This window comes from Salipiger pallidus (genome assembly GCF_014643635.1).
Classification (GTDB): Bacteria; Pseudomonadota; Alphaproteobacteria; order Rhodobacterales; family Rhodobacteraceae; genus Salipiger; species Salipiger pallidus.
In genome coordinates this window covers 326,871-351,432 of sequence record NZ_BMJV01000001.1, presented here as the reverse complement: position 1 = coordinate 351,432, position 24,562 = coordinate 326,871, and the positions used below count along the sequence as shown (strand labels likewise).

Annotated in this window: 26 protein-coding genes; 11 read left to right on the top strand and 15 right to left on the bottom strand. The window is 64.8% G+C overall.

Translation table 11 applies throughout. The features are described from left to right. The first annotated feature begins 34 nt into the window (after positions 1-34). Genes IEX41_RS01705 through IEX41_RS01690 form a run of 4 tightly spaced genes read left to right on the top strand, consistent with a single transcriptional unit; the run spans position 35 to position 5,060 of the window. Positions 35-1,009, top strand: a complete 975-nt coding sequence (locus tag IEX41_RS01705; RefSeq protein ID WP_188788202.1) for a carbohydrate ABC transporter permease — start codon at positions 35-37, stop codon at positions 1,007-1,009. A 3-nt stretch (positions 1,010-1,012) separates the two neighbouring features. After that, positions 1,013-2,266, top strand: a complete 1,254-nt coding sequence (locus tag IEX41_RS01700) for a carbohydrate ABC transporter permease (protein ID WP_188788200.1) — start codon at positions 1,013-1,015, stop codon at positions 2,264-2,266. A 7-nt stretch (positions 2,267-2,273) separates the two neighbouring features. Then, complete coding sequence (locus tag IEX41_RS01695; protein WP_188788198.1) at positions 2,274-3,911, top strand: alpha-amylase family glycosyl hydrolase; 1,638 nt, start codon at positions 2,274-2,276, stop codon at positions 3,909-3,911. A gap of 18 nt (positions 3,912-3,929) precedes the next feature. Continuing rightward, on the top strand, positions 3,930-5,060 hold the full coding sequence (locus IEX41_RS01690; RefSeq protein ID WP_188788196.1) for an ABC transporter ATP-binding protein: 1,131 nt from the start codon (positions 3,930-3,932) through the stop codon (positions 5,058-5,060). A 12-nt stretch (positions 5,061-5,072) separates the two neighbouring features. Here IEX41_RS01690 and IEX41_RS01685 read toward each other — a convergent pair whose 3' ends face one another. Then, positions 5,073-5,753, bottom strand: a complete 681-nt coding sequence (locus IEX41_RS01685) for a helix-turn-helix transcriptional regulator (RefSeq protein ID WP_188789214.1) — start codon at positions 5,751-5,753, stop codon at positions 5,073-5,075. Positions 5,754-5,925: 172 nt separating this feature from the next. On the opposite strand from IEX41_RS01685, the gene tatA reads away from it, so the two are divergent. The 4 genes from tatA to IEX41_RS01665 are packed head-to-tail and all read left to right on the top strand — an operon-like array spanning position 5,926 to position 8,479. Continuing rightward, entirely contained in the window at positions 5,926-6,141 is a 216-nt protein-coding gene (tatA, locus tag IEX41_RS01680; protein WP_188788194.1) for a twin-arginine translocase TatA/TatE family subunit, read from the top strand. Between the two features lie 6 nt (positions 6,142-6,147). After that, complete coding sequence (gene tatB / locus IEX41_RS01675) at positions 6,148-6,678, top strand: Sec-independent protein translocase protein TatB (protein WP_188788192.1); 531 nt, start codon at positions 6,148-6,150, stop codon at positions 6,676-6,678. Beyond that, positions 6,675-7,640, top strand: coding sequence for a twin-arginine translocase subunit TatC (gene tatC, locus IEX41_RS01670; RefSeq protein ID WP_188788190.1), 966 nt, complete (start codon positions 6,675-6,677; stop codon positions 7,638-7,640). Before tatB ends, tatC begins: the two co-directional genes overlap by 4 nt. Further along, the gene (locus tag IEX41_RS01665; RefSeq protein WP_188788187.1) at positions 7,637-8,479 is read left to right on the top strand and encodes an ATP-binding protein; all 843 of its coding nucleotides are present in this window, start codon (positions 7,637-7,639) and stop codon (positions 8,477-8,479) included. Before tatC ends, IEX41_RS01665 begins: the two co-directional genes overlap by 4 nt. 204 nt (positions 8,480-8,683) lie before the next feature. Here the strand turns inward: IEX41_RS01665 and IEX41_RS01660 are convergent, their stop codons facing one another. The 6 genes from IEX41_RS01660 to purF all read right to left on the bottom strand — a co-directional run bounded on the left by IEX41_RS01660 (position 8,684) and on the right by purF (position 14,393). Further along, entirely contained in the window at positions 8,684-9,961 is a 1,278-nt protein-coding gene (locus IEX41_RS01660) for a M23 family metallopeptidase (RefSeq protein ID WP_188788185.1), read from the bottom strand. Between the two features lie 65 nt (positions 9,962-10,026). Next, positions 10,027-10,671 carry a protein-L-isoaspartate(D-aspartate) O-methyltransferase gene (locus tag IEX41_RS01655; RefSeq protein WP_188788183.1) on the bottom strand — a complete coding sequence of 215 codons (645 nt, stop codon included), beginning with the start codon at positions 10,669-10,671 and terminating at the stop codon, positions 10,027-10,029. Further along, positions 10,668-11,453 (bottom strand): 5'/3'-nucleotidase SurE, encoded by a 786-nt coding sequence (gene surE, locus IEX41_RS01650; protein WP_188788181.1) that lies wholly within the window; start codon positions 11,451-11,453, stop codon positions 10,668-10,670. Before surE ends, IEX41_RS01655 begins: the two co-directional genes overlap by 4 nt. Positions 11,454-11,707: 254 nt before the next feature. Next, entirely contained in the window at positions 11,708-12,367 is a 660-nt protein-coding gene (locus tag IEX41_RS01645; RefSeq protein ID WP_188788179.1) for an SDR family NAD(P)-dependent oxidoreductase, read from the bottom strand. A 31-nt stretch (positions 12,368-12,398) separates the two neighbouring features. Continuing rightward, positions 12,399-12,662 carry an amidophosphoribosyltransferase gene (locus IEX41_RS01640; protein WP_188788177.1) on the bottom strand — a complete coding sequence of 88 codons (264 nt, stop codon included), beginning with the start codon at positions 12,660-12,662 and terminating at the stop codon, positions 12,399-12,401. Positions 12,663-12,926: 264 nt separating this feature from the next. Continuing rightward, positions 12,927-14,393 (bottom strand): amidophosphoribosyltransferase, encoded by a 1,467-nt coding sequence (gene purF, locus IEX41_RS01635; protein ID WP_188789213.1) that lies wholly within the window; start codon positions 14,391-14,393, stop codon positions 12,927-12,929. A 254-nt stretch (positions 14,394-14,647) separates the two neighbouring features. On the opposite strand from purF, the gene IEX41_RS01630 reads away from it, so the two are divergent. The 3 genes from IEX41_RS01630 (at position 14,648) to IEX41_RS01620 (ending at position 17,747) form a co-directional block, all read left to right on the top strand. Then, a complete protein-coding gene (locus IEX41_RS01630) occupies positions 14,648-16,108 on the top strand; it encodes a cytochrome ubiquinol oxidase subunit I (protein ID WP_188788175.1) in 1,461 nt (486 codons plus the stop codon). Then, positions 16,105-17,121 carry a cytochrome d ubiquinol oxidase subunit II gene (cydB, locus tag IEX41_RS01625; RefSeq protein WP_188788173.1) on the top strand — a complete coding sequence of 339 codons (1,017 nt, stop codon included), beginning with the start codon at positions 16,105-16,107 and terminating at the stop codon, positions 17,119-17,121. The genes IEX41_RS01630 and cydB overlap by 4 nt, the downstream gene beginning before the upstream one ends. Before the next feature lie 197 nt (positions 17,122-17,318). Next, complete coding sequence (locus IEX41_RS01620) at positions 17,319-17,747, top strand: PACE efflux transporter (protein WP_188788171.1); 429 nt, start codon at positions 17,319-17,321, stop codon at positions 17,745-17,747. A gap of 179 nt (positions 17,748-17,926) precedes the next feature. On the opposite strand, the gene IEX41_RS01615 is transcribed toward IEX41_RS01620, so the two are convergent. The 8 genes from IEX41_RS01615 to alr all read right to left on the bottom strand — a co-directional run bounded on the left by IEX41_RS01615 (position 17,927) and on the right by alr (position 24,471). After that, positions 17,927-18,499 (bottom strand): CvpA family protein, encoded by a 573-nt coding sequence (locus IEX41_RS01615; RefSeq protein ID WP_188788169.1) that lies wholly within the window; start codon positions 18,497-18,499, stop codon positions 17,927-17,929. A gap of 55 nt (positions 18,500-18,554) precedes the next feature. Continuing rightward, positions 18,555-19,919: a DNA repair protein RadA gene (gene radA, locus IEX41_RS01610; protein WP_188788166.1), complete on the bottom strand. Its 1,365-nt coding sequence runs from the start codon at positions 19,917-19,919 to the stop codon at positions 18,555-18,557. A gap of 113 nt (positions 19,920-20,032) precedes the next feature. Then, the gene (locus IEX41_RS01605; protein WP_188788164.1) at positions 20,033-20,896 is read right to left on the bottom strand and encodes a DNA repair protein; all 864 of its coding nucleotides are present in this window, start codon (positions 20,894-20,896) and stop codon (positions 20,033-20,035) included. A gap of 154 nt (positions 20,897-21,050) precedes the next feature. Further along, positions 21,051-21,506, bottom strand: a complete 456-nt coding sequence (locus IEX41_RS01600; RefSeq protein WP_229672873.1) for a paraquat-inducible protein A — start codon at positions 21,504-21,506, stop codon at positions 21,051-21,053. Beyond that, positions 21,487-21,870, bottom strand: coding sequence for a hypothetical protein (locus tag IEX41_RS01595; RefSeq protein ID WP_188788162.1), 384 nt, complete (start codon positions 21,868-21,870; stop codon positions 21,487-21,489). The genes IEX41_RS01600 and IEX41_RS01595 overlap by 20 nt, the downstream gene beginning before the upstream one ends. Positions 21,871-21,874: 4 nt before the next feature. Further along, the gene (locus IEX41_RS01590) at positions 21,875-22,621 is read right to left on the bottom strand and encodes an ABC transporter ATP-binding protein (protein ID WP_188789211.1); all 747 of its coding nucleotides are present in this window, start codon (positions 22,619-22,621) and stop codon (positions 21,875-21,877) included. Positions 22,622-22,644: 23 nt separating this feature from the next. Continuing rightward, complete coding sequence (locus IEX41_RS01585) at positions 22,645-23,427, bottom strand: MlaE family ABC transporter permease (RefSeq protein ID WP_188788160.1); 783 nt, start codon at positions 23,425-23,427, stop codon at positions 22,645-22,647. Positions 23,428-23,433: 6 nt separating this feature from the next. Next, the gene (gene alr / locus IEX41_RS01580) at positions 23,434-24,471 is read right to left on the bottom strand and encodes an alanine racemase (protein ID WP_188788158.1); all 1,038 of its coding nucleotides are present in this window, start codon (positions 24,469-24,471) and stop codon (positions 23,434-23,436) included. Positions 24,472-24,562 lie beyond the last annotated feature (91 nt).

Here is a 24,562-nt window from a genome sequence, read left to right as displayed (position 1 = left end):
GATCATGCTGGAGCATTAGGGGGAGACGCCGACCATGTCGCCAATCATCCAGGGCATCCTGACCATCTTCATCGGGGTCGGTGGCTGCATCGCCTATTTTTACGGATCGAACCTCGTGCTGGACCGGGTGATCTTTCCGGCGCGCAGCGACGACCACGGGCGCAACATCCGGCGTGCTACCATGGTGCGACCGTGGCTTTTTCTGCTTCCGGCGATCCTCGCGCTGGGGCTTTATCTGGTCTACCCGGTGATCGGCAGCTTCTGGCGGTCGCTCTTCAACCGCTCGGGTGACGTATTCATCGGACTTGGCAATTACACCGAGATGTTCGGCGAAGCCGGGTTCCGTACGGCGCTGCTCAACAACTTTCTCTGGGTGATCTTCGTGCCGGCGGGGGCGACGTTCTTCGGCCTGCTGGTGGCGCAGCTGACGGACCGCCTGCGCTGGGGGGCGATCGCGAAATCGCTGATCTTCATGCCCATGGCGATCAGCTTCGTGGGTGCCTCGCTGATCTGGAAATTCGTCTATGCCGCCGATCCCGACATCGGCATCATCAACGCCATTCGCGACTCGATGGGGTTTGCGCCGGTCGATCCGCTTCAGATCCCGTTCTGGAACAACTTCTTCATCATGTTCATTATGGTCTGGATGCAGACCGGTTTCGCCATGGTGATCCTGAGCGCCGCCCTGCGCGGCATCCCCGAGGAAACCATCGAGGCGGCCATCGTCGACGGCGCGAACCCGTTCCAGGTGTTCTTCCGCATCAAGGTGCCGCAGATCGCCGGGACCATCGTGGTGGTCTGGACGACGATCACGTTCCTTACGCTCAAGGTCTTCGACATCGTCTACACCATGACGGGCGGCAATTTCGACACCGAGATCCTGCCCAGCTACATGATGGACTACATGTTCCGCGATGATGGGCGGGCGACAGCGGTGGCCTTCGTCATCATGCTGATCGTGACCCCGGTGATGATCTGGAACATCCGCCAGGCCCGGAAGGAGCTGTGATCCATGGATAATATCGCAGGCAAGAAAAGCGGGCTGTCCATCGTTACCAACCTTTCGGTACTGCTTCTGGTGCTGATCTGGCTCATTCCCACGGTGGGTCTTGCGGTGTCCTCCTTCCGCGACCGGCAGCAGATTTCCGAAACCGGCTGGTGGATGTCGCTGTTTCCCGTCGAACAGGCGATCCGCGTCACCCCCGAGATGGGCGAGCCCACCCGGGACGGCGATCTCTACGTGCTATCGGGCAATGTCTTCGGCGAGGACGGCTCGGGGAGCGTGTCGGCCTTCGGCATCACCTCGCGCGATCCCGGAGCGGCAGAAGCGGGGATGACCTATGGCCGGCTGAAACTGGAGGTGCTCGACGAGGGCGGCGAGATCGACACCGAGAACTTCGAGACTGCTTGGGAGACGGGGGGCGAGCCGCAGATCCCCGAAACTGACGAGGACGGACGCGCCGTTCAGGGCTGGTTCATCGATCGCGCGCTCACCATGGAAAGCGACGGTACCTATGAATGGGTACAAGACAGCGAGCCGCGTCGCGCGCCATCGCTTTACATTGTCTCTCAGCAGCCCCCTGATTTCGGGCTTCAGAACTACGAGCTGATCCTCAGCTCCGACAATATGGACCAGGCGTTCATCAACACGCTGACGGTGACCATCCCGGCGACGGTGATCCCGATCCTCATCGCCGCTTTCGCCGCCTATGCACTGGCGTGGATGGATTTCCCGGGCCGGGGATGGCTTGTGGCCATGGTGGTGGGGCTGCTGGTGGTGCCGCTGCAACTGGCGCTGGTGCCCATGCTGACGCTGCACAACGACATCGGCATCGGGCAGAGCTTTCTTGGCATATGGCTGGCGCATACGGGGTTCGGCCTGCCGCTCGCCATCTACATCCTGCGCAACTACATGACCGGCCTGCCGCGCGACATCATCGAAAGCGCCAAGGTCGACGGGGCCACGGACTTTCAGGTCTTCACCAAGATCGTGCTGCCGCTGTCCTTTCCGGCGCTGGCGAGCTTTGCCATCTTCCAGTTCCTGTGGACGTGGAACGATCTGCTTGTGGCCAAGGTTTTCCTTCCTTCCAACAGCTCCAGCTGGGTGATGACCGTCAAGATCGCGGACGACCTGCTGGGCAGTCGTGGCGGCGACTGGGGGATCCTCGCGGCGGCGGCCTTCGTGTCTATCGCCGTGCCCTTGGCCGTGTTCTTCGCGATGCAGAAATACCTAGTGCGCGGTCTGCTGGCCGGCTCCGTAAAATGAGGCTTACATGAACGACACCCTCCACCTCGACAAGAACCCCGACTGGTGGCGCGGCGCGGTGATCTACCAGATCTACCCGCGCAGCTACCAGGACACCAACGGCGACGGCGTCGGCGACCTTCTGGGCATCGCGCAGCGGTTGCCGCATATCGCCTCGCTCGGGGTGGACGCGGTCTGGATCTCGCCCTTCTTCCGCTCTCCCATGCATGACTTCGGCTATGACGTCAGCGATTACTGCGACGTGGACCCGATGTTCGGCAGCCTGTCGGATTTCGACGAGGTTATCCGCATCGCCCACGTGCACGGCATCAAGGTGCTGATGGATCTCGTGATTTCACACTCGTCCATCGAACACCCTTGGTTCGAGGAAAGCCGCACCAGCAAGGACAACGCGAAATCCAACTGGTACGTCTGGGCCGACGCCAAGCCCGATGGCACACCGCCGAACAACTGGCTGTCGATCTTCGGCGGGTCGGCCTGGCAGTGGGAGCCGACGCGCTGCCAGTATTACCTGCACAACTTCCTCACCGAACAGCCAGACCTCAACTTCCACGAGCCGCAGGTTCAGGAGGCATTGCTGGGCATCGCGCAGTTCTGGCTTGACCGGGGGGTGGACGGCTTCCGTCTCGATACGGTGAACTTCTACACCCATGACGCCCAGCTGCGCGACAATCCCGCGCTTGCCCCGGAAGACCGCAACCCCATGACCGCGCCTGCCGTGAACCCCTACACATGGCAGAACCACCTTTACGACAAGACCCAGCCCGAGAACCTCGCGTTCCTCGCCCGGCTGCGCGAGCTGATGAACCGCTACAACGCCGCCGCCGTGGGCGAGATCGGCGAGGATCAGCGCGGCCTCGAGGTGCTGGGTGAATACACCCGCGGCGACAAACACCTGCACATGTCCTACGCCTTTGAGCTTCTGTCGGACCACGCGCCCACCGCCGCCTACGTCAAGCAGGTGATGGACGATTTCGACGAGAAGGCCAACGGCGGCTGGGCCTGCTGGGCGTTTTCCAACCATGACGTGGTGCGCCACATCTCCCGCTGGGGGGTGCCCGAGGCGGGGGCGCGGCTTTATATGACCATGATGATGTGCCTGCGCGGCTCGGCCTGCATCTACCAGGGCGAGGAACTGGCGCTGCCCGAGGCGGAATTGCGCTACGAGGATCTTCAGGATCCCTACGGCAAACGCTTCTGGCCGGCCTTCAAGGGGCGGGACGGGGCGCGCACTCCGATGGTGTGGCAGAACGACCATCACAACGGCGGCTTCACCACCAGCGAAAACTCGTGGCTTCCGGTCAGTCCCGACCACCTGAAACGCTCGGTCGAGGCGCAGGAAAAGGATCCGTCGGCGATGCTGCACCACTACCGGCGCGCCATCTCGTTCAGGCACAATCACCGGGCGCTGCGAGACGGCGCCATGAGCAAGGTCAGCTGTGACGGCACCGTGCTCAGTTTCCACCGCTGCGGCGAGCGCGAGGAGATCTTCTGTGCCTTCAACATCAGCCGCGATCCGGCGACCATCGAGGCCCCCGAGGGCAAGTGGCACCAGATCGGAAGCGAACTTGGCTCGACAGGTCCCGCGCCGGACGGCAAATTGCATCTCGGCCCGTGGCAGCCGGTGCTGGCACTGAAGGTCTGAGAAAGGGAGGGGACGACGATGGCCGATCTGAAACTGAGCGATGTGGGCAAGACCTACGGCGGCACGGTCGAGGTGCTCAAACACATCGACCTCGACATCGAAGCCGGGGAGTTGATCGTCTTCGTCGGCCCTTCGGGCTGCGGGAAATCCACGCTGCTGCGGATGATCGCGGGGCTGGAAAAGATCACCCACGGCACGCTTGATATCGACGGGCAGCGCGTCAACGACGTTCCTCCCGCGCAGCGCGGCATCGCCATGGTGTTCCAGAGCTACGCGCTTTATCCGCATATGACCGTGCGCGACAACATGGCCTTCGCGCTTCAGATCGCCAAGAAGTCCAAGGCCGAGATCGAAGAGGCGGTGCAGCGCGCGGCGAAGATGCTGCAGCTGACGCCCTATCTCGACCGACTGCCCAAGGCGCTGTCCGGCGGGCAGCGCCAGCGGGTTGCCATCGGGCGTGCCATCGTGCGTGATCCCAAGGTCTATCTGTTCGACGAGCCGCTGTCGAACCTCGATGCGGCGCTGCGGGTGGCGACCCGGATCGAGATCGCGCAGCTCAAAGAAAAGATGCCCGACCGTACGATGATCTACGTTACCCACGACCAAGTCGAGGCGATGACCCTGGCGACCCGCATCGTGGTGCTTGCCAAAAAGGGCGTGGCACAGGTGGGCACGCCGCTCGAGCTCTACGAGACGCCCAATTCTGAGTTTGTCGCCCAGTTCATCGGCTCTCCGGCCATGAACCTGTTGCCGGGCGAGGTGGTTGGCACCGGACCGCGCACAACGGTGAAGCTGGCGGGTGGTGGCACTGCGGTGTCCGAAATCCCCACACGCGACGGCGACATGGGGCTGAAGGTCAATGTCGGTATCCGGCCCGAGGATCTGACCATCGCCGAAGGCGAGGCGATCTATCGCGGCAAGGTTGCGCTGACCGAGGCACTGGGAGAGGTCACATTGCTGCACTACGAGCCCGAGAAGGGGCTTGCGGACCCGGTAATTGCCAAGTTGCCCGGCATCCATCAGGGCCTGCGCGGGCGCGACGTGCCTCTCACGGCAGAGCCCGCCAAGGTGCACCTGTTTTCCGAAGGCCGTTCGCTCCTCTACCGCAAGCGCGAGGAGCTTGGCTCTGCCGAGGCGGTGGGTGCCTGAGAGGGGCGAAGGTCAGCGGCGGGCGCGGTAGTCCACCAGCTGCTTGCCGTCCTCGTCAAGGAACAGGCCGGGCAGGGGCATGAGCCTGTCGATGGTCTCGAGCCGGAGTTCCGTGAAGGCCTCGGTGGTTTCGTTCCACGCGGTGCAGGTCCAAACCCGCCCCCAGTAATCGAGCGCCAGTGGCCGAATATCCTGCGGCTTATCCAGCCCCTCGACCCAAAGGCGCAGCTTCTGGCGGGCGCGGATCGCGGCGCGGATGGCCGGCATGTGGCGAAAGCCCCGCGCCGCCTGCGCCAGCGCCGGGTCGGCAAAGCCGAAGGCGGCAGAGGCGGGGCCGTCCTCGGGCAGCAGGGCGTCGATGCGTTCGGACAGGCTGCGTGCGGCCTCGGCCAGTTCTGGCATGTCGCCCGCGCCGGCCCCCACCGCAGCAAGCCCGAGGTGCAGCACCTCGAGTTCGGTTTCCGTCAGGTTCAGCGGCGGCAGGGTCAGCCGCGCCTGCGCGCGGTAGCCCGCGCCGCGCGTGCCCTCGATGGCGATGCCCGCCCGTCCAAGGGCATCCATGTCGCGGTAGATCGTGCGCACCGACACTCCGAAGTCCGCCGCCATGTCCTCGGCCCGGTGCAGCGCGCCATCCCTCAGCCGCTGCATCAGCAGCGCAAGGCGGTCTTGCCGGGTTTCGGGGTGATCAATCATGCTGACGATCTGCGCTCCTGACAGGATGATGTCAATCACTTCCCCAAGATTTGCCATCTCCGGGGCCTTGCCGATGCGAATCCATCTTTCGGCCTTTTCGCGCGCGCCGTAGAGATCGTGAACAGGTTTACGCAGGCCGCCGGGACGGGGGCCTGACACAGGAGACAAAGACATGCTCAACAACATCGGCCTTCCCGGCCTTCTTCTGATCGCCGTCGTGGTGCTGGTTCTGTTCGGTCGCGGCAAGATCTCGAACCTCATGGGTGAGGTCGGCAAGGGCATCACCGCCTTCAAGAAGGGCGTGAGCGACGGCAGCAACGAGCTCGAGAACGAAAAGGCCGACGGCGCACGCGACGTGACGCCCGAGGAAGAGAAAGACAAGGTGTAAGCCGGCATGTTCGACCTCGGATGGTCTGAACTGATGGTCATCGGCGTCGTGGCGCTTATCGTCGTGGGGCCGAAGGATCTGCCGATGCTGTTCCGCAACGTCGGCCGCTTCGTCGGCAAGGCGCGCGGCATGGCGCGCGAATTCACCCGCGCCATGAACGACGCTGCCGATGAATCCGGCGTGCGGGACGTGGCCAAGACCTTCAAGACCGCAACCAACCCGATCGGCTCGGCCATGGACGGGGTGCGCGATGCGGCCAAGTCGATGACCGACATCAATCCGCCCTCGAAGACCCAAGGGCTGAAAGAAGACCCCGGCGCCCCCGAGCCCAAGGCAGACGCCAAGCCTGATCCCGCGCCCGCAGCCACGCCCGACCCCGAGCGCGAGGCCCAGAAGCGCAAGATCGAGGCGAGCACCGCGCGGGCCGCTGCCGAACGCCAGAAGCGTGAAGCGGATCGTGCCGCCAAGCGGGCCGAGGAATCGGCGGCCAAGGCGGCCGAGCTCGAGGCAGCCCTCAAGAAAGAAGACGAGGCATGAGCCACGCAGACCGTGACGAGATCGAAGACAGCTCGGCCCCGTTGATCGAACACCTGGCCGAGCTGCGCACCCGGCTGATCCGGTCGGTGGTGGCCTTCATCATCGGCATCGTGCTGGCCTTCACCGTGGCCGAGCCGATCCTGCAGTTTTTGCTGGAGCCGATCAAGGACACGCTGATGCAGCTCGGGGACCCGGACCCGGTGATGCAGTACACCAGCCCGCAGGAATACCTGTTCACGCTGTTTCGCATTTCCATGGTGTTCGGCTTCGCGCTGGCCTTCCCGGTGATCGGACACCAGCTGTGGCGCTTTGTTGCGCCGGGGCTCTACAAGTCCGAGAAAGGCGCCTTCCTGCCGTTCCTGGTGGCCTCGCCGCTGATGTTCCTGCTGGGCGCCAGCTTTGCGCATTTCGTGGTGACGCCGCTGGCCATGGCCTTCTTCCTCGGCTTTGCCGACCTGCCGTCGGTGATGAACGGGCTCATCAGCACCGCCGCCGAACGGGTGAGTGACGGTGTTGCCGGCATTCCCGCCGGTGAGGTCGCGCCTGCCGCTGCCCCCGCAGCGGACGAGGGCATCCGCATCACCTTCTTCGGCAAGGTGAACGAAAGCCTCGACATCACGCTGAAGTTCATCATGGCTTTTGGGCTGTGCTTCCAGCTGCCGGTGCTGCTGACCCTCATGGGCAAGGCTGGGCTGGTGTCTGCCGAAGGTCTTGGCTCGGTTCGCAAATACGCCGTTGTGGCGATCCTCGGCCTTGCCGCCGTGGTGACCCCGCCGGACGTAACCACCCAGATCATCCTCTTCGCGGTGGTCTATGGCCTCTATGAGATCTCGATCGTTCTGGTTCGCATGGTGGAACGTAAGCGCGAGAAAGAGCTCCGGGCCCAAGGCCTGTGGTTCGAGGACGACGAGGAAGCCGCCGACATCGCCGAGGCGGATGACGACAAGGAAGACCGCAAGTGACCGAAGACGCTCTTGAGCGGATCGCGGCGGCGCTGGAGCGTATTGCTCCGGCGCCTCTTGCCGCGCCGGATTTCGACATTGCCGAAGCGTTGGTCTGGCACACGGAGCCAGACCGGCTGGAGCCGGTGCCGCAGGTGAACCGGGTGGACCTGTCCCTGCTGGTGGGCATCGACCGCAGCCGCGACACGCTGCTGGACAACACGGCCCGCTTTGCCGCCGGCATGGCCGCGAACAACGCGCTGCTCTGGGGCGCAAGGGGCATGGGCAAGTCAAGCGTGGTCAAGGCGGTCTGTGCCGCCGTGCGCGCTAAGGGCCATGATCTCAAGCTGGTGGAGCTTCAGCGCGAGGATCTGCCCAGCGTGGCGCGCCTGCTGAACCTTCTGCGCGCCTCGGACAAACGCTTCGTGCTGTTCTGCGACGACCTGTCGTTTTCGCACGATGACCAGCATTACAAGAGCCTCAAGGCAGTGCTGGACGGCGGCATCGAAGGCCGCCCCGAGAACGTCCTGTTTTACGCCACTTCAAACCGCCGCCACCTGATGCCGCGGGACATGATCGAGAACGAACGCTCGAGCGCAATCAACCCCAGCGAGGCGACCGAGGAAAAGGTATCCCTGTCTGACCGCTTCGGCCTTTGGCTGGGTTTCCACCCCTGTTCGCAGGACGAGTACCTCGAGATGATCGACGGCTACTGCGCCGCCTACGGCGTCAGCATCGCGCCCGAGCGGCTCAAGGCCGAGGCCATCGAATGGCAGGCCACCCGAGGTGCGCGGTCAGGACGGGTGGCGTGGCAGTATTTCACCGACCTTGCGGGCCGCGAAGGCGTTTCGCTGGGCTGATCCGGACTGAACTGTGGATCGAAAAAGGCAGGGCGCCGCTGGGCCCCTGCCTTTTTGCTGTGCCGGTCACCGGGACAGCTTGCTTCTGGATTATCCAGCGCGGAAACGGTGCGGCATAGAAACCTCCGATCTGACAAACGAAAACGCGGCGCCCGATGGGCGCTGCGTCGTGTGGTCCATGACCGATCCGGTCAGGCGGAACCGTCAGTTCAGGTAGGTCATCGGGTTCACGCTGTCGAAGCCCTTGCGGACCTCGAAGTGCAGGAAGGCGGGATCACCCGCGCGGACTTGGCCGATGTTCTGGCCCCGGCTGACTGCATCGCCCTTAGAGACGCTGAGGTTGTCGATATGGGTGTAGATCGACAGCACGTCGTCCGGGTGGCGGATCACAAGGATCTTCACGTTCTCGGTGTTGGTGGTCACCGCCGCGACGGTACCGGAGGCCGCCGCTTTTACCGGTGTGCCTGCCGTGGCCGAAATGTCGATACCGTCGTTGCTGCCCTTGGAATATTCGCGGATGATGCTGCCGTTCACCGGCATGGACATGCTGCCGCCACCCGACGCTTGTGCCGGTGGGCTTTGCGGCTCGGGGGCAGGCTTCGGCGCTGGTGTCGGTGCGGGCGCAGGCTTCGGAGCAGGCTCGCTCACCGGGCCGGGGCGCTCGATGTCGGCGGCGGTGGCCGAAGGCGTGTCAGAGGGCTCGGGAATGCCGGAGGAGGACGAGCTGCTTTGTGTTTCGGAGGCGACGGCTGGTGCGGCACTTGCCGCTGCCGGGGCGGTGGAGGCCGAAGCCGAAGGGGCCGGGCTGCCCACGGGGATCAGCAGGTACTGGCCTTCACGCAGGCTCAGGTCCGAGCCAAGCGCGTTCCATTCCGCCAACGACGAGGGTGTCACATTGTAGAGCCGCGCGATGGTGTAGGCGGTCTCGCCGCGGGTGACCTTGTGTCGGATCGGTTCCACCCCGCTGCCATCATTGGCGGCGGGCGCGGCGCGCGCAGGGGTCGCCGGTGCATTGTTGATGGCGTTACCCGCTAGCGTGGTGATGTCCACTTCGGCAGCAGGGCGGATTGGACCGGTGGCGGTGGCGCCCGTGGCAGGCGACGGCTCGGAGACCCGGCCCGGCAGCGCGAGGATTTCGCCGTCGCGCAGGCTGGTGTTTGACTGCATGCCGTTGTAGCGCGCCAACTCGCCGGCAGGCACGCCGATGCGGCCCGCGACCGAGGCGACCGTGTCGTTCCGCCGTGCCACGACCACCTGATAGTTCGGGTAGGAGATGATGCCGCGATCATCGGGGCGTGGGCGACCGGCCGTTGCGGAGAGGGCTGCATCGCTGGTGTCGACCGCGCCGCCCATGCGGCCGCGCATGTCGTAATCGAGCGGCTCGGAGCAGGCGCCGAGCGCCGCCACGAGCGCAAGCGGCGTCATGAAACGCAGCGGCACGACGGATCCAGGGGCAGGGGGCTGACGGTTGGAACGGGTCATCTCGATGTCCTCTGATGCGCCCCTTGTGTCCGGGACGTCACGGCATGGCAAAAGCAGGTGTGGGTCTAGCCGTCCTTGGCCAAGCCCTCCACCAGCGGCACAAAGCGCACGGGGCGCAGCTCGTCGTAGTCGAAGCCCTGGTCGGTGCGGGTCACGCGGATCAAGCGCTGCACCGCGTCCGACTGGCCCACGGGAACCACCATGATACCCCCGATCCTCAGCTGGGCCAAGAGCGGCCCGGGTGGGTCTTCGGCGGCGGCGGTCACGAGGATGCGGTCGAACGGGGCCTGGTCGGGCAGCCCGAAGCTGCCGTCGGCGGTAAAGGCGGTGATGTTGGCAAGATCGAGGCTCTGAAACACCTCGCGCGCTTCGGCCACGAGGCGGCGGTGCCGATCCACGGTGTAGACCCGCCGTGCCAGCTGGCTCAGGATCGCTGCCTGGTAGCCGGAGCCGGTGCCGATCTCGAGAACCTTCTCGCGGCCCGTGAGCTCCAGCGCCTGGGTCATGAGGCCAACGACCGAGGGCTGCGAGATGGTCTGCCCGCAGGGGATCGGCAGGGGCATGTCCTCGTAGGCGCGCTCGGGGAAGTAGCTTTTGACGAAGGCGCCACGGTCGATCTTCTCCATCGCGTGCAGCACGCGCTGGTCAGTGATCCCCTGCGAGCGAAGGGCAAAGAGGAACTGCATCTTGGCCTCGGCGTCAAAGCTCATGGCCAGGCGTCCTTGAGGGCGGGGAGCATGTCATGGGCGGTGAAATCCGCCCGCATGGGCGTCACCGAGATATGACCCTCGAGGTTGAGCGCCGCATCCGAGCCGGGCGTCGCCTCGGCCCGCTGGTCGCCACCTTGGACCCACAGGAACTTGCGCCCGGCAGGGGACATCTGCGGTTTGGTGGCGAACGAGGTGCCGCGGCGCTTGCCCTGCGGCGCGAGGCAAACGCCGCGCACGTCCGAGGCCGGCACAGGCGGGAAATTCACATTCCAGAACAGGCGGTATTCCGCATCGTCCTGCGGCGCTTTCTCGAGGATGTCGCGGATCACCGCAGCACCATAGGTCGCCGCCGCCTCGAACGGGTTCTCGAGGTCGCTGGTCTGCGGCCCCAGGTACTGAGACAGAGCGATGGCCGGAAGCCCCTGCAGCGACGCCTCGAGCGCACCGCCAATGGTGCCGGAATAAAGCACGTTCTCGGCGGCGTTGTTGCCGCGGTTGACGCCGGACAGCACGAGGTCGGGGGGGGTGTCGGCCAGGACGTCGTGGATCCCCGCAAGGACGCAGTCGGCGGGGCTGCCCTCGGCGGCCCAGCGGCGCGGTGCCAGTTCGGAAACCATCATGGGGCGCGAGTAGCTGATGCAGTGGCCAACGCCCGATTGCTCGAAGGCGGGGGCTACGGTCCAGACTTCACCCTCGGGGCCGGCGATCTCGGTGGCGATGGCCTCGAGCACCGCAAGGCCCGGAGCGTTGATGCCGTCGTCGTTGGTGATGAGAATACGCATGAAAACCCCTGTCTTTGCGACTGAATACGGAAACTGGACGCGAGGGGCAAGCGCGTGGCCCATGCCACCGTGGCAAAACAGGTTCGGACCGTTGCAAACCGGGGGCGCTGCCCCCTCGCGCGCCGCTGCGCGCTCTCCCCCGGGATATTTCTGGTCAAAGGAAAAACGCATTGGCCCGAGCGGACCCCGATGTTTCCTTTGACTTCAAATATCCCCGCCGGAGGCTCCTGCATGGCAGTCAGGCGATGCGCGTGTCAGTCCAGCCCGGCTTCGGCCAGCAGGCGTGCGGCTTCGGCGTAGGGGGTGGCGAGTGCATCCTTGTCCTCGCCGGGATGGAAGCGCATCCGGGTGGTGGTGTTCATCGGGCGCGGGGTGAGGACCTTTACGTCCGGACCGGTCTTTACCGTCTCGGCAGCCCAGGAGCGGGCGAGGGCGATCTGCGCCGCCTTGGTGCTGCCATAATGGCCGTAGAACCGCTCGCCAGCGTGGGGATCGTCGAAGAACAGGGCTTGGCCTTCGGTCCCCAGAAGGGCTGCCATGTAGGGCACGAGGTGGCCCATGGCGCTCACGTTGGTGCTGACAGACTTGTCGAAATCCTTGGGTGCCATGTGGCTGGCAGGCGCGAGGGGGGCGGCGTGGACGGCCGTATGCACCCAGAGCGCGGCGCCGCCCCAGCGATCATGGATAGAGCGGCAGAGCTGGGCCATGGCATCGGCCTTAGTGATGTCCATGGGCGCCAGCGTGGCGCTGCCGCCGCGTGCCTTGATGCGGTCGTCGAGATCTTCAAGCCCGCCGGTGGTGCGGCCCACCGCAACAACGTGAAAACGGGGGGCCAGTGCTTCGGCGAGGGCAAAGCCAAGCCCACGGGAGGCTCCGGTAACGATGGCGATCTGAGGCTCGGGCGTCTGTGTCATGGCATCGATGTCGCCCGGTTGCACGCCGTTGTCAATCGTTGCCGGGAACGCTCACCCAGTGAGCGGTTTTGCCGTTGGCCAGCGCGACGCGCCCATCGTCCACCGCCACGATCCGCAGCCCGGCGATGCGTTCGCCAATGCGGGCGCTGCCGGTCTTTCCGCCGGGGGTGCGGAAGAGTACTGATGGGGCCTCTTCGGATCCGTAAATTCCGAGCAGCACGATGCCTCGGCGGGGAATGTCAGCAGAGCGGGTCGCGGTTTTCGCGACGTTCGAGGGGGTGAGTTCCTGTGCCATAGCCTGCGTCTCCAACGTTGCAACAGCGTGTCCGAGACAGATACCGGCATCGAGCTCACGCCATAAGGGGGCGGCAGGTCACGGCGTGGTGATTGGCGTCCTGCGGGCAGGAAGGCGCCGGGAGACCGGCAGACAGTTGCCAACGAGAAACGTGCGGCCCTGTCCGCGGGCTTGCATTGGTCTCCCGCGGGCTTCGTGCCGGATACGGTGCGGAAACGAAAACGGCTCCCCGAAGGGAGCCGTTCGAAGCGATGGGCGGAGGCCTTATTCGGCGGCCTTCAGCTTGAAGCCTTTCTCGATCATGTCCGCCGGTTCCACGGGATATTCCCCCGAGAAGCAGGCGTCGCAGTATTGCGGGTGAGCGTTGTTGCGTCCGCCGTCCTCTCCCGCTGCGCGGTAGAGGCCATCGAGTGAGATGAACTTCAGCGAATCCACGCCGAGGTGATCGCGCATCTCTTCTTCGGACATGGTCGCCGCCAGCAGCTTTTCGCGCTGGGGCGTGTCGACACCGTAGAAGCACGGCCAGGCGGTGGGCGGGGAGGCGATGCGGAAGTGCACCTCGGCCGCGCCGGCATCGAGGATCATCTCCTTGATCTTGCGCGACGTGGTCCCGCGTACCACCGAGTCGTCCACCAGCACGACCCGCTTGCCCCTGATGAGCGCGCGGTTGACGTTGAGCTTGAGGCGCACACCCATGTTGCGGATCTGTTCGGTCGGCTCGATGAAGGTCCGGCCCATGTACTGGTTGCGGATGATCCCCATGCCGTAGGGAATGCCGCTTTCATGCGCGTAGCCGATGGCCGCCGGGGTGCCGCTGTCGGGCACCGGGCAAACGAGATCCGCGTCGACAGCTGCCTCGCGGGCAAGCTCCACACCGATCTGCCGACGCGTTTCGTAGACAGACTGGCCGCCGATGATCGAGTCGGGGCGCGAGAAATACACGTGCTCGAAGATGCAGAAGCGTGAGCGCTTGGCACGGAAAGGCTTGGTGCTTTCGACCCCCTGTTCGGTGATGACCACCATCTCGCCCGGCTCGATCTCGCGGACGAATTCGGCGCCGATGATGTCGAGAGCGCAGGTTTCCGAGCTCAGGCACCAGCCATCGCCGAGCTTGCCCAGCACCAGCGGGCGCACGCCGAGCGCGTCGCGCACGCCGATCAGCTTGGTGCGGGTCATGGCGACCACCGAGAACGCGCCTTCGACGCGGCGCAGCGCGTCTTCCATGCGGGAGGGGATGTCACGCTGAAGCGAACGGGCCATCAGGTGGATGATGCATTCGCTGTCCGACGAGCTTTGGAAGATCGAGCCGCGCTCGATCAACTCGCGGCGCAGGGCCTCTGCGTTGGTGATATTGCCGTTGTGGGCAATCGCCGCACCGCCCATGGAGAACTCGCCGAAGAACGGCTGGACGTCGCGGATGGCGGCGCCCTTCGATCCGGCGGTGGAATAGCGCACGTGGCCGATGGCCAGCGCGCCGGGCAGGGTTTCCATCAGCGACTGCTTGGTGAAGTTGTCGCGGACGTAGCCAAAGCGGCGGGCAGAGTTGAAGCCATGGTCGGGGGCATAGGAGACGATGCCGCCTGCCTCCTGTCCACGGTGTTGCAGGGCATGAAGGCCCAAGGCAACGAAGTTGGCGGCATCGGTGACACCGATACAGCCGAAGACTCCGCATTCTTCATGCAGTTTGTCCCCGTCGATTGCGTCAAAATCGAAAGGGTGGGCGGGGGGCATCTGGCGATCGGACAAGGGCAGCTCCGTATCCGGTATTGGGGAGTTATGCGCCCCACATAAAGGCATGTTGCGCCCGTGTCACGGGACGATGACAAATCTCCCCGGATTCGGGAGCATTGCGCGAAAACGTGACATTTCAGGGAAACTTTGCCCTGCGGCATCCCGTCTCGCGCGACAGCTGACCACATTGTGCAACTGGCCGGGGGCGTGGGATGCCCTAACTCGCATATAAAGTCACAGGCAGGAGACATGTTATGGACAGCTTCCTCGGGCTCGATGCCTTGATGCTGGCCCGGATACAGTTCGGGTTCACCGTGTCCTTCCACTTCATATTCCCGTCGATCAGCATCGGGCTGGCAAGCTACCTTGCCGTGCTGAACGCCATGTGGCTGTGGACGAAGGACGAAACCTACCTCAACGTCTTCAACTACTGGCTCAAGATCTTCGCCATCAGCTTTGCCATGGGCGTGGTGTCGGGGATCGTCATGTCTTACCAGTTCGGCACCAACTGGTCCGGCTTTTCCGACAAGGCAGGACCGGTGGTGGGCCCGCTCATGGCCTACGAGGTGCTGACCGCCTTCTTCCTTGAGGCAGGCTTCCTTGGCATCATGCTGTTCGGGCGGCGAAAGGTGGGGCCGGGGCTGCACATGTTCGCCACCGCCATGGTCGCCGTCGGCACCGCCATCAGTGCCACATGGATCCTGTCCGTGAACAGCTGGATGCAGACGCCGCAGGGCTTTGGCGTGAACGAGGTGGGCCAGTTCATCCCCGAGGATTGGTGGGCCATCGTCTTCACCCCGTCCTTCCCGTACCGTCTCGCGCACACCCTGACCGCCGCTTACCTCACCACGGCCTTCATCGTCGGCGGTGTCGGAGCATGGCACCTTCTCAAGGGCCGGTCGCACAATCCCGGTGTGGTGCGCATGTTCTCCATGGCCATGTGGATGATCGCCGTCACCGCGCCCCTGCAGGTCATGCTGGGCCATGAACACGGGCTCAACACGCTGGAATACCAGCCTGCCAAGATCTCTGCCATGGAGGGCCATTTCGAAAGTCACGAGGACGGCGCGCCGTTGATCCTGTTCGGGCTGCCGGACCAAGAGGCGGGGGAAGTGCGCTATGCGCTCGAGATCCCGCATCTGAGCTCGGTCATCTTCGGCAAGGGCTGGAACGGGGCGCTTGCGGGGCTCGACGTGGTGCCGGATGAGTTGGAGCCGCCCGTGGCTGTGGTGTTCTGGTCCTTCCGTGTCATGGTGGGGCTCGGGATGCTGATGGTGCTGGCCGGGCTCTGGGGGCTGTGGGCACGCTGGCGCGGGAACCTTGGCGCCACGCCGATGCTGTGGCGACTGATGGTGGCCATGGGGCCGTCAGGCCTTGTTGCCGTGATCGCCGGCTGGATCACCACCGAGGTTGGCCGCCAGCCTTACGTTGTCTACGGAGAGTTGTTGACCGCCGACGCGGTGTCTCCTTTGGGTGCAGGCGCGGTGGGCTGGTCGCTCGTGGCCTTCATCGTGATCTACTTTGCGGTCTTCGGGGCAGGCGTCGTCTATATCCTGCGCCATATGCTGACCCCGCCAACACCCAAGGAACGCGGCCCGAACGCCGAGCCGGGGCCGACGCGGTCGGCGGGCATCACGCCGCAGCAACAGATGAGCAACCGTGATCCCAAGGCCACCGAGATTACCACCGACGCCACCGGGGGGACCCGCGCATGATGATCGACCTCACAACCGCATGGGCGCTTCTGCTGGCCTTTGCCGTCTTCGTCTACGTGGTCCTCGACGGGTTCGACCTCGGGCTCGGCATCCTTTACCCGTTCTTCCCGGAAAAGCGCGACCGGGACCTGATGATGAATACCGTCGCCCCGGTCTGGGACGGCAACGAGACATGGCTGGTGCTGGGCGGCGGGGGCCTTTTTGCCGCCTTCCCGCTGGCCTACGCGGTGATCCTGCCGGCGACCTACCCGCTGATCATCGCCATGCTTCTGGGCCTGATCTTCCGCGGCGTTGCGTTCGAGTTCCGCTGGAAGGCGCGGCGGCCCATCACCCGCTGGATCTGGGACGCGGCCTTCATCGGAGGATCCACCGTCGCCGCCATGGCGCAGGGCATGACGCTTGGCGCGCTTCTGCAGGGCATCGAGGTGGAAGGGCGCGCCTACGCGGGCGGCTGGTGGGATTGGCTGACGCCCTTCACGCTGCTGTGCGGTGCCGCGGTCGTCGCGGGCTACGCGCTGCTGGGGGCCTGCTGGCTCAACATCAAGGTCGAAGGCAAGATCCAGGAACGGGCGCGCAACATGGCCCGCATCGCGGGGGTGCTCACGGTGATCGGCATCGTGGCGGTGTCCGCCGCAACGCCATTCCTCGAGACCGCCTATTTCGAGCGCTGGCTGAGCTGGCCGGGAATCCTAGAGGTTGCCATCGTGCCGGTGCTGGTGGGGGCGCTGACGCTCTGGCTGGCCTGGGCGCTGACCCACGCGCGGGGGCCGGACTGGTTGCCGATGATGATCGCGCTGGCGCTTTTCGCGCTGTGCTTCGTGGGGTTGGGTCTGTCCATGTGGCCGTGGGTGATCCCGCCGACGATCACGCTGCAGGACGCGGCAGCGCCGGAAAGCAGTCAGATGTTCATGTTCGTGGGGGCTGTGGTTCTGGTTCCGATCATCCTAGCCTACACCGCCTATGCCTACTGGGTGTTCCGGGGCAAGCTGGACCCGGACGAGGGGTATCACTGATGCGCCGCATCGGCTGGTTTGTGCTTTTGTACCTCGCCGGGCTCGGAACCGTGACCCTCGTGGCACTGGCAATCCGGTCCGTACTGCTCTGAGCCCTTGATTTCCGCGCGGGCGACAGCCATGTTGCCCGCGCGAGGACGACCTCCCCATTTTCGGACAATTGCCGGGACGACCCGGCACCTATTCGGAGGTCGCCCATGCGTTCCTTTCCCGACCGTATCCGCCACGCCATCAGCTTCGAGATCATCGCGCTGCTGCTGATGATCCCGCTGGGATCGCTTCTGTTTCATCTGCCCGCAGGGGACGTCGGCGTGGTGGGCATCGTCGGTGCCACCGTCGCGATGCTGTGGAACATGGTCTTCAACCACATCTTCGATCTTGCGATGAAACGCCTGCGCGGCACCACGCAGAAGACCGGCGCACTCCGCATCCTGCACGCGGTGAGCTTCGAGCTGGGGCTGCTGGCACTGCTGCTGCCCTTCGTCGCCTGGTACCTCGGAATGACGCTGTTGCAGGCGCTGGTGTTGGATCTGGCGGTTGCGGGGTTCTACATGGTGTTCGGTCTGGTTTTCAACTGGGCCTACGACCGGATTTTCCCGCTGCCGGAATGGTCTGCCGCCGACTGAGGCGTGACAGTAAGGGCCGCGTTTTCCGGATCCCGGTTTTGCCCGGACTATCCCCGAACCGGGCGGGATACGGTGCGATCAGACCAACCGTGCAGACGGGCTCATCACCGCAATCAATGCCGCAATGAAAAACGCGCGCCCCGGAAGGCGCGCGTTTCATGACTTCGGTTTGGTTTGGCTCAGGCGTCGCTGGGCGTCGGAGCGGCACAGGCCGAAACAAGCTGCTCGTACTGAAGGGTGATCCAGCCAAGCGCGGCCTCGGGGTTCTGCTCCTCGATGCGGCCGGTGAACTGCGAGAACACAAGGGCCGAGCGCGAGTTATCGATCATCGGCACGTCCATCGCGGTGATGACGGTGTCGTAGACGAAAAAGCCGATCGCGACGAGCAGGATGCCCCGCGCCACGCCAAAGAGGAACCCGAGCCCCTGATCAAGACCGCCAAGCGCAGACCGTTGTACCAGCCCTGAGAACACTGGGGTGAACAGCGACACCACCACCAGCGCCAGTGCCAGCACCACAGCGAAACCGGCAATCAGCGAGAGCTCGCAGCTGTCCTGCAGGAATTCACCGACGACCGGGATCTCCTGCACCAGCGGCTGTACCTGCGGCGCGAACATATACGCGAGGATCGCCGCAACCACCCAGCCAAGGATGGCGAGCGTCTCGCGGACGATGCCCCGCGAATATGCCAGCAGTGCCGATAGCACGATGACGACGGCGACGATGCCATCGAATACAGTGAAACCTTCCATACGTTCCCGTTCCTTGTCGCCGTTCTAACTGGCCTTGCGCCGTGCCCGTCCGGGCTCAGCCTGCGCCGAACACCTCTCCCACCACGGTGGCGAGATCCGGCATTTCGGTCAATGTCATACCCTTGGCCTTAGCCTTGCCGCCGCGCGGCAGTATCGCCGTGGAGAAACCAAGTTTTTGCGCTTCTTTCAACCGGTTTTCGGACTGCGCCACCGGGCGAAGCGCCCCCGACAGGCTGATTTCTCCGAAAACCACCGTCTCGGGTGGCAATGCCACATCTTCCCGCGCGGAAAGCAGCGCAGCCGCCACCGCAAGATCCGCCGCCGGTTCGCTGATCTTCATGCCGCCGGCCACGTTGAGATAGACATCAAGCCCCGCGAAGGGGATGCCGCAACGGGCCTCGAGCACCGCGAGGATCATCGCAAGGCGGCTGCCGTCCCAACCCACCACGCTGCGCCGGGGCTGCGAATGTGGGGTGGGGGCAACCAGCGCCTGCAATTCTACGAGCACGGGCCGCGTGCCCTCGATGCCTGAGAACACCACCGATCCCGGCGCCGGGGTGCCGCGTTCCGACAAGAACAGCGCCGACGGGTTGCCGACCTCCGAAAGGCCCGCGCCGGTCATCTCGAAGACGCCGATCTCATCAGCGGGGCCGAAGCGGTTCTTGACGCTGCGAAGAATGCGGAACTGATGGCCGCGCTCGCCCTCGAAATAAAGCACCGTGTCGACCATGTGCTCGACAACCCGGGGACCGGCGATCTGGCCGTCCTTGGTGACGTGGCCCACCATGATGACGCTGGTGTTGCGGCTTTTCGCAAAGCTCGTGAGTTCATGCGCGGCCGCACGCACCTGCGCCACCGACCCGGGCGCGCTGGTCACGTTGTCCGACCACATGGTCTGGATCGAATCCACGATCACCAGCTGCGGCTTTTCCTTTTCCAACGTGGTAAGGATGTCGCGCAGGTTGGTTTCGGCCGCAAGACGGACGGGGGCCTGTTCAAGCCCGAGACGCCGCGCCCGCATGCGCACCTGCGCGCTGGCCTCTTCGCCGCTGGCATAGATCACCGACAGCCCCGACTTGGCAAAGGCCGCAGCCGCCTGCAGCAGCAGGGTCGATTTGCCGATCCCCGGATCGCCACCCACCAAAATGGCCGAGCCTGGCACAAGCCCGCCACCAAGCACGCGGTCCAGCTCGCTTATTGCGCAGGCGGTGCGGGGGGGCGGGTCCTCGGGGTGCGACAGGTCCACCAGCTTGGCCGAACGGCCGCGCACGTTGCCAAGCACCTTGCCGGCAGGGCCGGTGGACAGCGGCTCTTCCTCAACGATGGAATTCCATTCGCCGCAGGATTCGCAGCGACCGGACCACTTGGAGGTTGCTGCCCCGCAGGACTGACAGACGAAATTGGAGGATGCACGTGCCATGCGCCTAATTGCCCCGCAATGAAGACAGGTGCAAGCCGCGGCATGCACCTGTGGGGTCGTTCATTGGGGTGCAAGACACATCGTGATCGCCGTGTCGCACCGGGGGCAGACGGTTACTCGGCGGCTTGCCGCGTACCAAGCGGCACGACCCGGTCATCGGGGCGGGGGGCTGCCGCCTGGGCCACCGCCGGACCACCGGTCCACCCGGAGGCACGCTCCGAGGTGCGGTCAGTCTGGGCAAGGACCAGAGGCGCTTCGCGGTGTTCGGATTCGGGAAGGATCTCAGGAAGGATTTCTTCGAGTTCCTCGCACAGGCGTACCATCTGGGCCTCGGCCACGTCTTCCTCGAGCTCGACGCGGTTGTTCCACTGGCGGATCTCGTTGGCGATCTGCTTGGCTTCGACAAGGCGCTCGTTCAGTTCGTCGATCTCGGCCTGCCGGGCGGTCAGGAAATCACGGGCGCGGGCAACATTGCGGTCGGAATAGGTCTGCGCCAGATCGCGGGACACGTGGCTCATCTGCGCCGCAACCTCGAGAACGGAGGGTTCAAGATCGCCAAGATCGGGATGATCGCGCAGCCATGCGATGCGCTCGCGGACGCTGTCGAATTCGGAGGGCAGGGTGAAGACACCTTCGCGATCCGCTCTGTGGCTCGCGGAGTAGGCGCGGGCCACGTCGCGCATGTTCATGTGGAACCGGCGGTGCGAGGTTTCGAGCGCCATCACCCGGGCGTTGGTTGGAAGGAAGAAGATCAGACCGAAGGCAAGCAGGGTCACGCCGACCTGAAGCCATGCTCCACCGTCGGCCACCAGCGTGTCGCCGAACTGAAGCGGCATCGCCAGCCAAGGAACGACACCCATCGCCGCAAGGGCGGTATAGCCTGCAAGTCCTACACCAAGGGCGGTGAACAGCAAGAACGCGACGCGTTGCATCAGCATCTGGAAAGTTAGCGCGGCAGACCTGAGTTGCGTCGTCATCATTCTCACCCTTATCAACGGCGTTGGATGGAAAGTTAACGGCGATAATACGCCGAAGGTTGCGCGCCACGTGAATTAAATTTTGAATGTATTGGGCAGTTTATTTATTTTTCCCTTATTAATAGAGGGTTGTCTTGGATCCGTCTTTAGGGAACTAGGACGTCTGACGCGATTCGATGGCGGTAATGATGACCGATACGAAGATGCAAGCGCTAAAAAGGTAGAGCCCGCAGGCGGTCTCCAGCCGTCCGACGCCGATTCCCTTGGCAAGAACGACATAGAGCGCGACCAGGAACACGTCGGCCATGGCGAACTTTCCCAGCAGGCCCAGAGGCCCAAGCGCGCGCCGTCCGAGGATGCCGAATTGCACCAGCGCCACGCCAGCGGTTTTCGCAATGGGCGCGACAAGGGCGAACAGCGCCACCACCAGCGCCAATAGCCGGTCGGTCTGCCACAGGGCGGAGATGCCGCTCAGCACGCTGATTTCGTCAAGGGCGAACAGCGGGAGCAGCCCGGCGCGCATCAGTGGCGCGGTCCAAGACAGCGGGTAGAGCAGCAGCAGCGACAGGTTGAGCCAGCGCAGCAGTCCGTCAGACCACGAGCGTTGCAACCCAGAGCCCCACGAGGATCCACAGCAAGGCGATATGGGCAAAGTCGATGCCTCGGTCGCGGCTGCCGGGGATGTACGCACTGATTGCGAGGAAAAGCGACGGCACCAGCAGCGGCAGCATGCCGTTGCCCATGTTCATGAAGCGTTGGCCCATTGCGGCCAAATGTCCTCCGGTCAGACCAGCCACCGGGGCCAGCAGCAGGATGCACTCGATAACGGCGACAACCAGCGCGGTGATCGCCATGTAGCGCGACGGTGCCCGCGCCCGCAGCGCCCGCACCAGCGACAGCGACGCCACCAGCGGCATGAAGGCAAAGCGTTTGAAGAGCAAGAAAGCAAGCAGCACGGGGCTGGGTTCGAACATAGTGTTACCTCACGGCGGCAATGGGGCCCGTTGCGCGCCCGTGGATGAACTGTTGCAGGTAAGGGTCGGGGGAATTGTCCATCTGTGAAACCGGGCCGGTCCACTTGATGACCCCATCGTGCAGCATGGCCACAGTGTCGGCGATGGCCCGCACCGAGGTCATGTCATGGGTGATGGTCATCGCCGTCGCCCCCATCTCGGTCACGATCTCGCGGATGAGGTCGTTGATGACCCCGGCCATGATCGGATCAAGGCCCGTGGTCGGCTCGTCAAAGAAGATGATCTCGGGGTCGGCGGCGATGGCGCGGGCAAGGCCCACGCGCTTTTGCATGCCGCCCGACAGCTCCGCGGGGAAGGCATCAGCCACGTCCGGGGTCAGACCCACGCGGCGCAGCTTTTCGATGGCGATCTCGCGCGCCTCGGCCTTGGGGCGCCGCAGCTGGCCGCGCAGCAGGCGGAAGGCGACGTTCTGCCAGACGGGTAGGCTGTCGAACAGCGCGCCGCCCTGGAAGAGCATCCCGAAACGGGCAAGAAACGCGTCCCGGTCACCCTCGTTTATGTCAGCGCCGTCCACGGCGATGCGGCCCGCGTCGGGCTCGACCAGCCCGAGGATGCATTTCAGCAGAACCGACTTGCCGGTGCCCGATCCGCCGATAATCACCATCGAAGTGCCGCGCGCCACGCTCAGATCAACGCCGCGCAGCACCTGCTTGGGACCGAACGCCTTGGCAACCTCGGTCAGGGCGATCATCGGTGGGGTGTCGGCGGCCTTGGTCATACGGAAAAGAACGCCCCCGTGAGCAGGAAGTTGGCGGCAAGGATCAGCACCGCCGCCGCCTCGACCGAGCCCTTGGTGGCTGTGCCCACCCCTTGTGCGCCGCGCCCCGAGGCCATGCCATAATAGCAGCCCATCAGTGCCGAGATGCCGCCGAAGGCGCAGCCCTTGGCAAGACTCGATATGACGTCGAGCGGTTCAAGGAAGTTGACCGTATTGGTGAGGTAGCTGCCCGGGTTGAACCCCAGAGAGCTGGTGGCCACCGTGTAGCCGCCGAAGATGCCGATGATGTCGCCCACGCCCACCAGCAGCGGCACCGTCACAAGAGCCGCCAGCAGGCGCGGGGCGACGAGGTATTTCATCGGGTTCGTGGACAGGGTGGTCAGCGCGTCGATCTGTTCGGTCACCTTCATGGTGGCGATCTCGGCGGCGATGCTCGAGGTGACGCGTGCGGCGATCATCAGCCCCACCAGAACAGGGCCCAGTTCGCGCACCATGCCGATGGCCACGATCTGCGGCACCACTGCCTCGGCGTTGAAGCGCGCGCCGCCCGAATAGATCTGCAGCGCAAGCGCCGCGCCCGTGAAGACTGCCGTAAGGCCCACCACGGGCAGCGACAGCCAGCCGATGCCGATGAAGGCCGACAGGATCTCGCGCGGGTAGAAGGGCGGGCGGAGTATGTGGCTGGCCGCCCGGCCCGTAAAGATTGACACCCGCCCGACAGCCGCAAGCAGACCAAGCGTGATGCGGCCAATCAGGGCAAGGGGGGCGGTCAGGCTCATGTCGGCTCAGCCGCCCGAGTAGACGCGGTTGTAACGGCGGCCCAGCGAGGTCAGCACCTCGTAGCCGATGGTGCCGATGGCATCGGCCACCTGGTCGATGCCCTGCCGGTCGCCCAGAAGGTCGAGCGTGGGAGGCACGGTCTTGAGATGAGTGACATCAACGGTGATGAGGTCCATGGACACGCGCCCGAGGATCTTGCACCGGATGTCTCCGGCCCAGAGCGCGCCCTTGGGCGACAGGTAGCGCTGGATGCCGTCGGCGTAGCCGGCAGAGACGGTGGCGACGCGCGTGGGCACGCGGCAGACATGCTGGTTGCCGTAACCAACGCTTTCGCCCGGCGTGCATTCGCGGTGTTGGATCACCGGCAGCGACAGGCCGACCACCGGCTTTGCATCCACGAAGGGACGGCCGCCGTAGACCCCGATGCCGGGGCGGGTGACGTCGAAATGGTAGTCGGGACCGAGCAGTGTTCCCCCTGTGGCCGACAGCGACCGGGGCGCGTCGATGCCGTCGGTCATCTCGCGGAAGGTACGTAGCTGGAAAGCGTTCATGCCGTGGTCGGGCTCGTCGGCGCAGGCGAGGTGCGACATCACCAGTACCGGATTCTGGGCCAGGGCGACCTCGCGCAGGGCGGACCATTCCGAGGGCTCCATCCCGAGGCGGTTCATGCCGCTGTCGAGCTGAATGCCGAAAGGATGGCCGGGCAGCGCTTCGACATGGCGAAGCATCTGGTCGATGGAGTTGATCATCGGCACAAGCTTATGGTCGCGCAAGAGGGCCGCATCACCCTCCATGTGCCCGCCGAAGACGCAGATCTCTGGGCCGGGACCAAGGGCGCGGCGCACCGCGACGCCCTCTTCGGCGACAGCGACAAAGAAGCGCCGGGCGCCTTCTGCCGCAAGGGCCGGGGCAACCCTGTCTACGCCAAGGCCATAGGCATCCGCCTTGACCACGGCGCCGGCCTCGCCGGTGGAAAGATCAGCGAGCGCGCGCCAGTTGGCGCGGATCGCGGCGAGGTCGATAGTAAGCTTTGCCTGTGCCATGCTCCGCTTGGAATACGAAGCGCGAGCAGGGTCAAGAGGGAAAGAGAAAGGGGCGCGGCAATTGCCACGCCCCTCCGTCCATGTGCCCCGG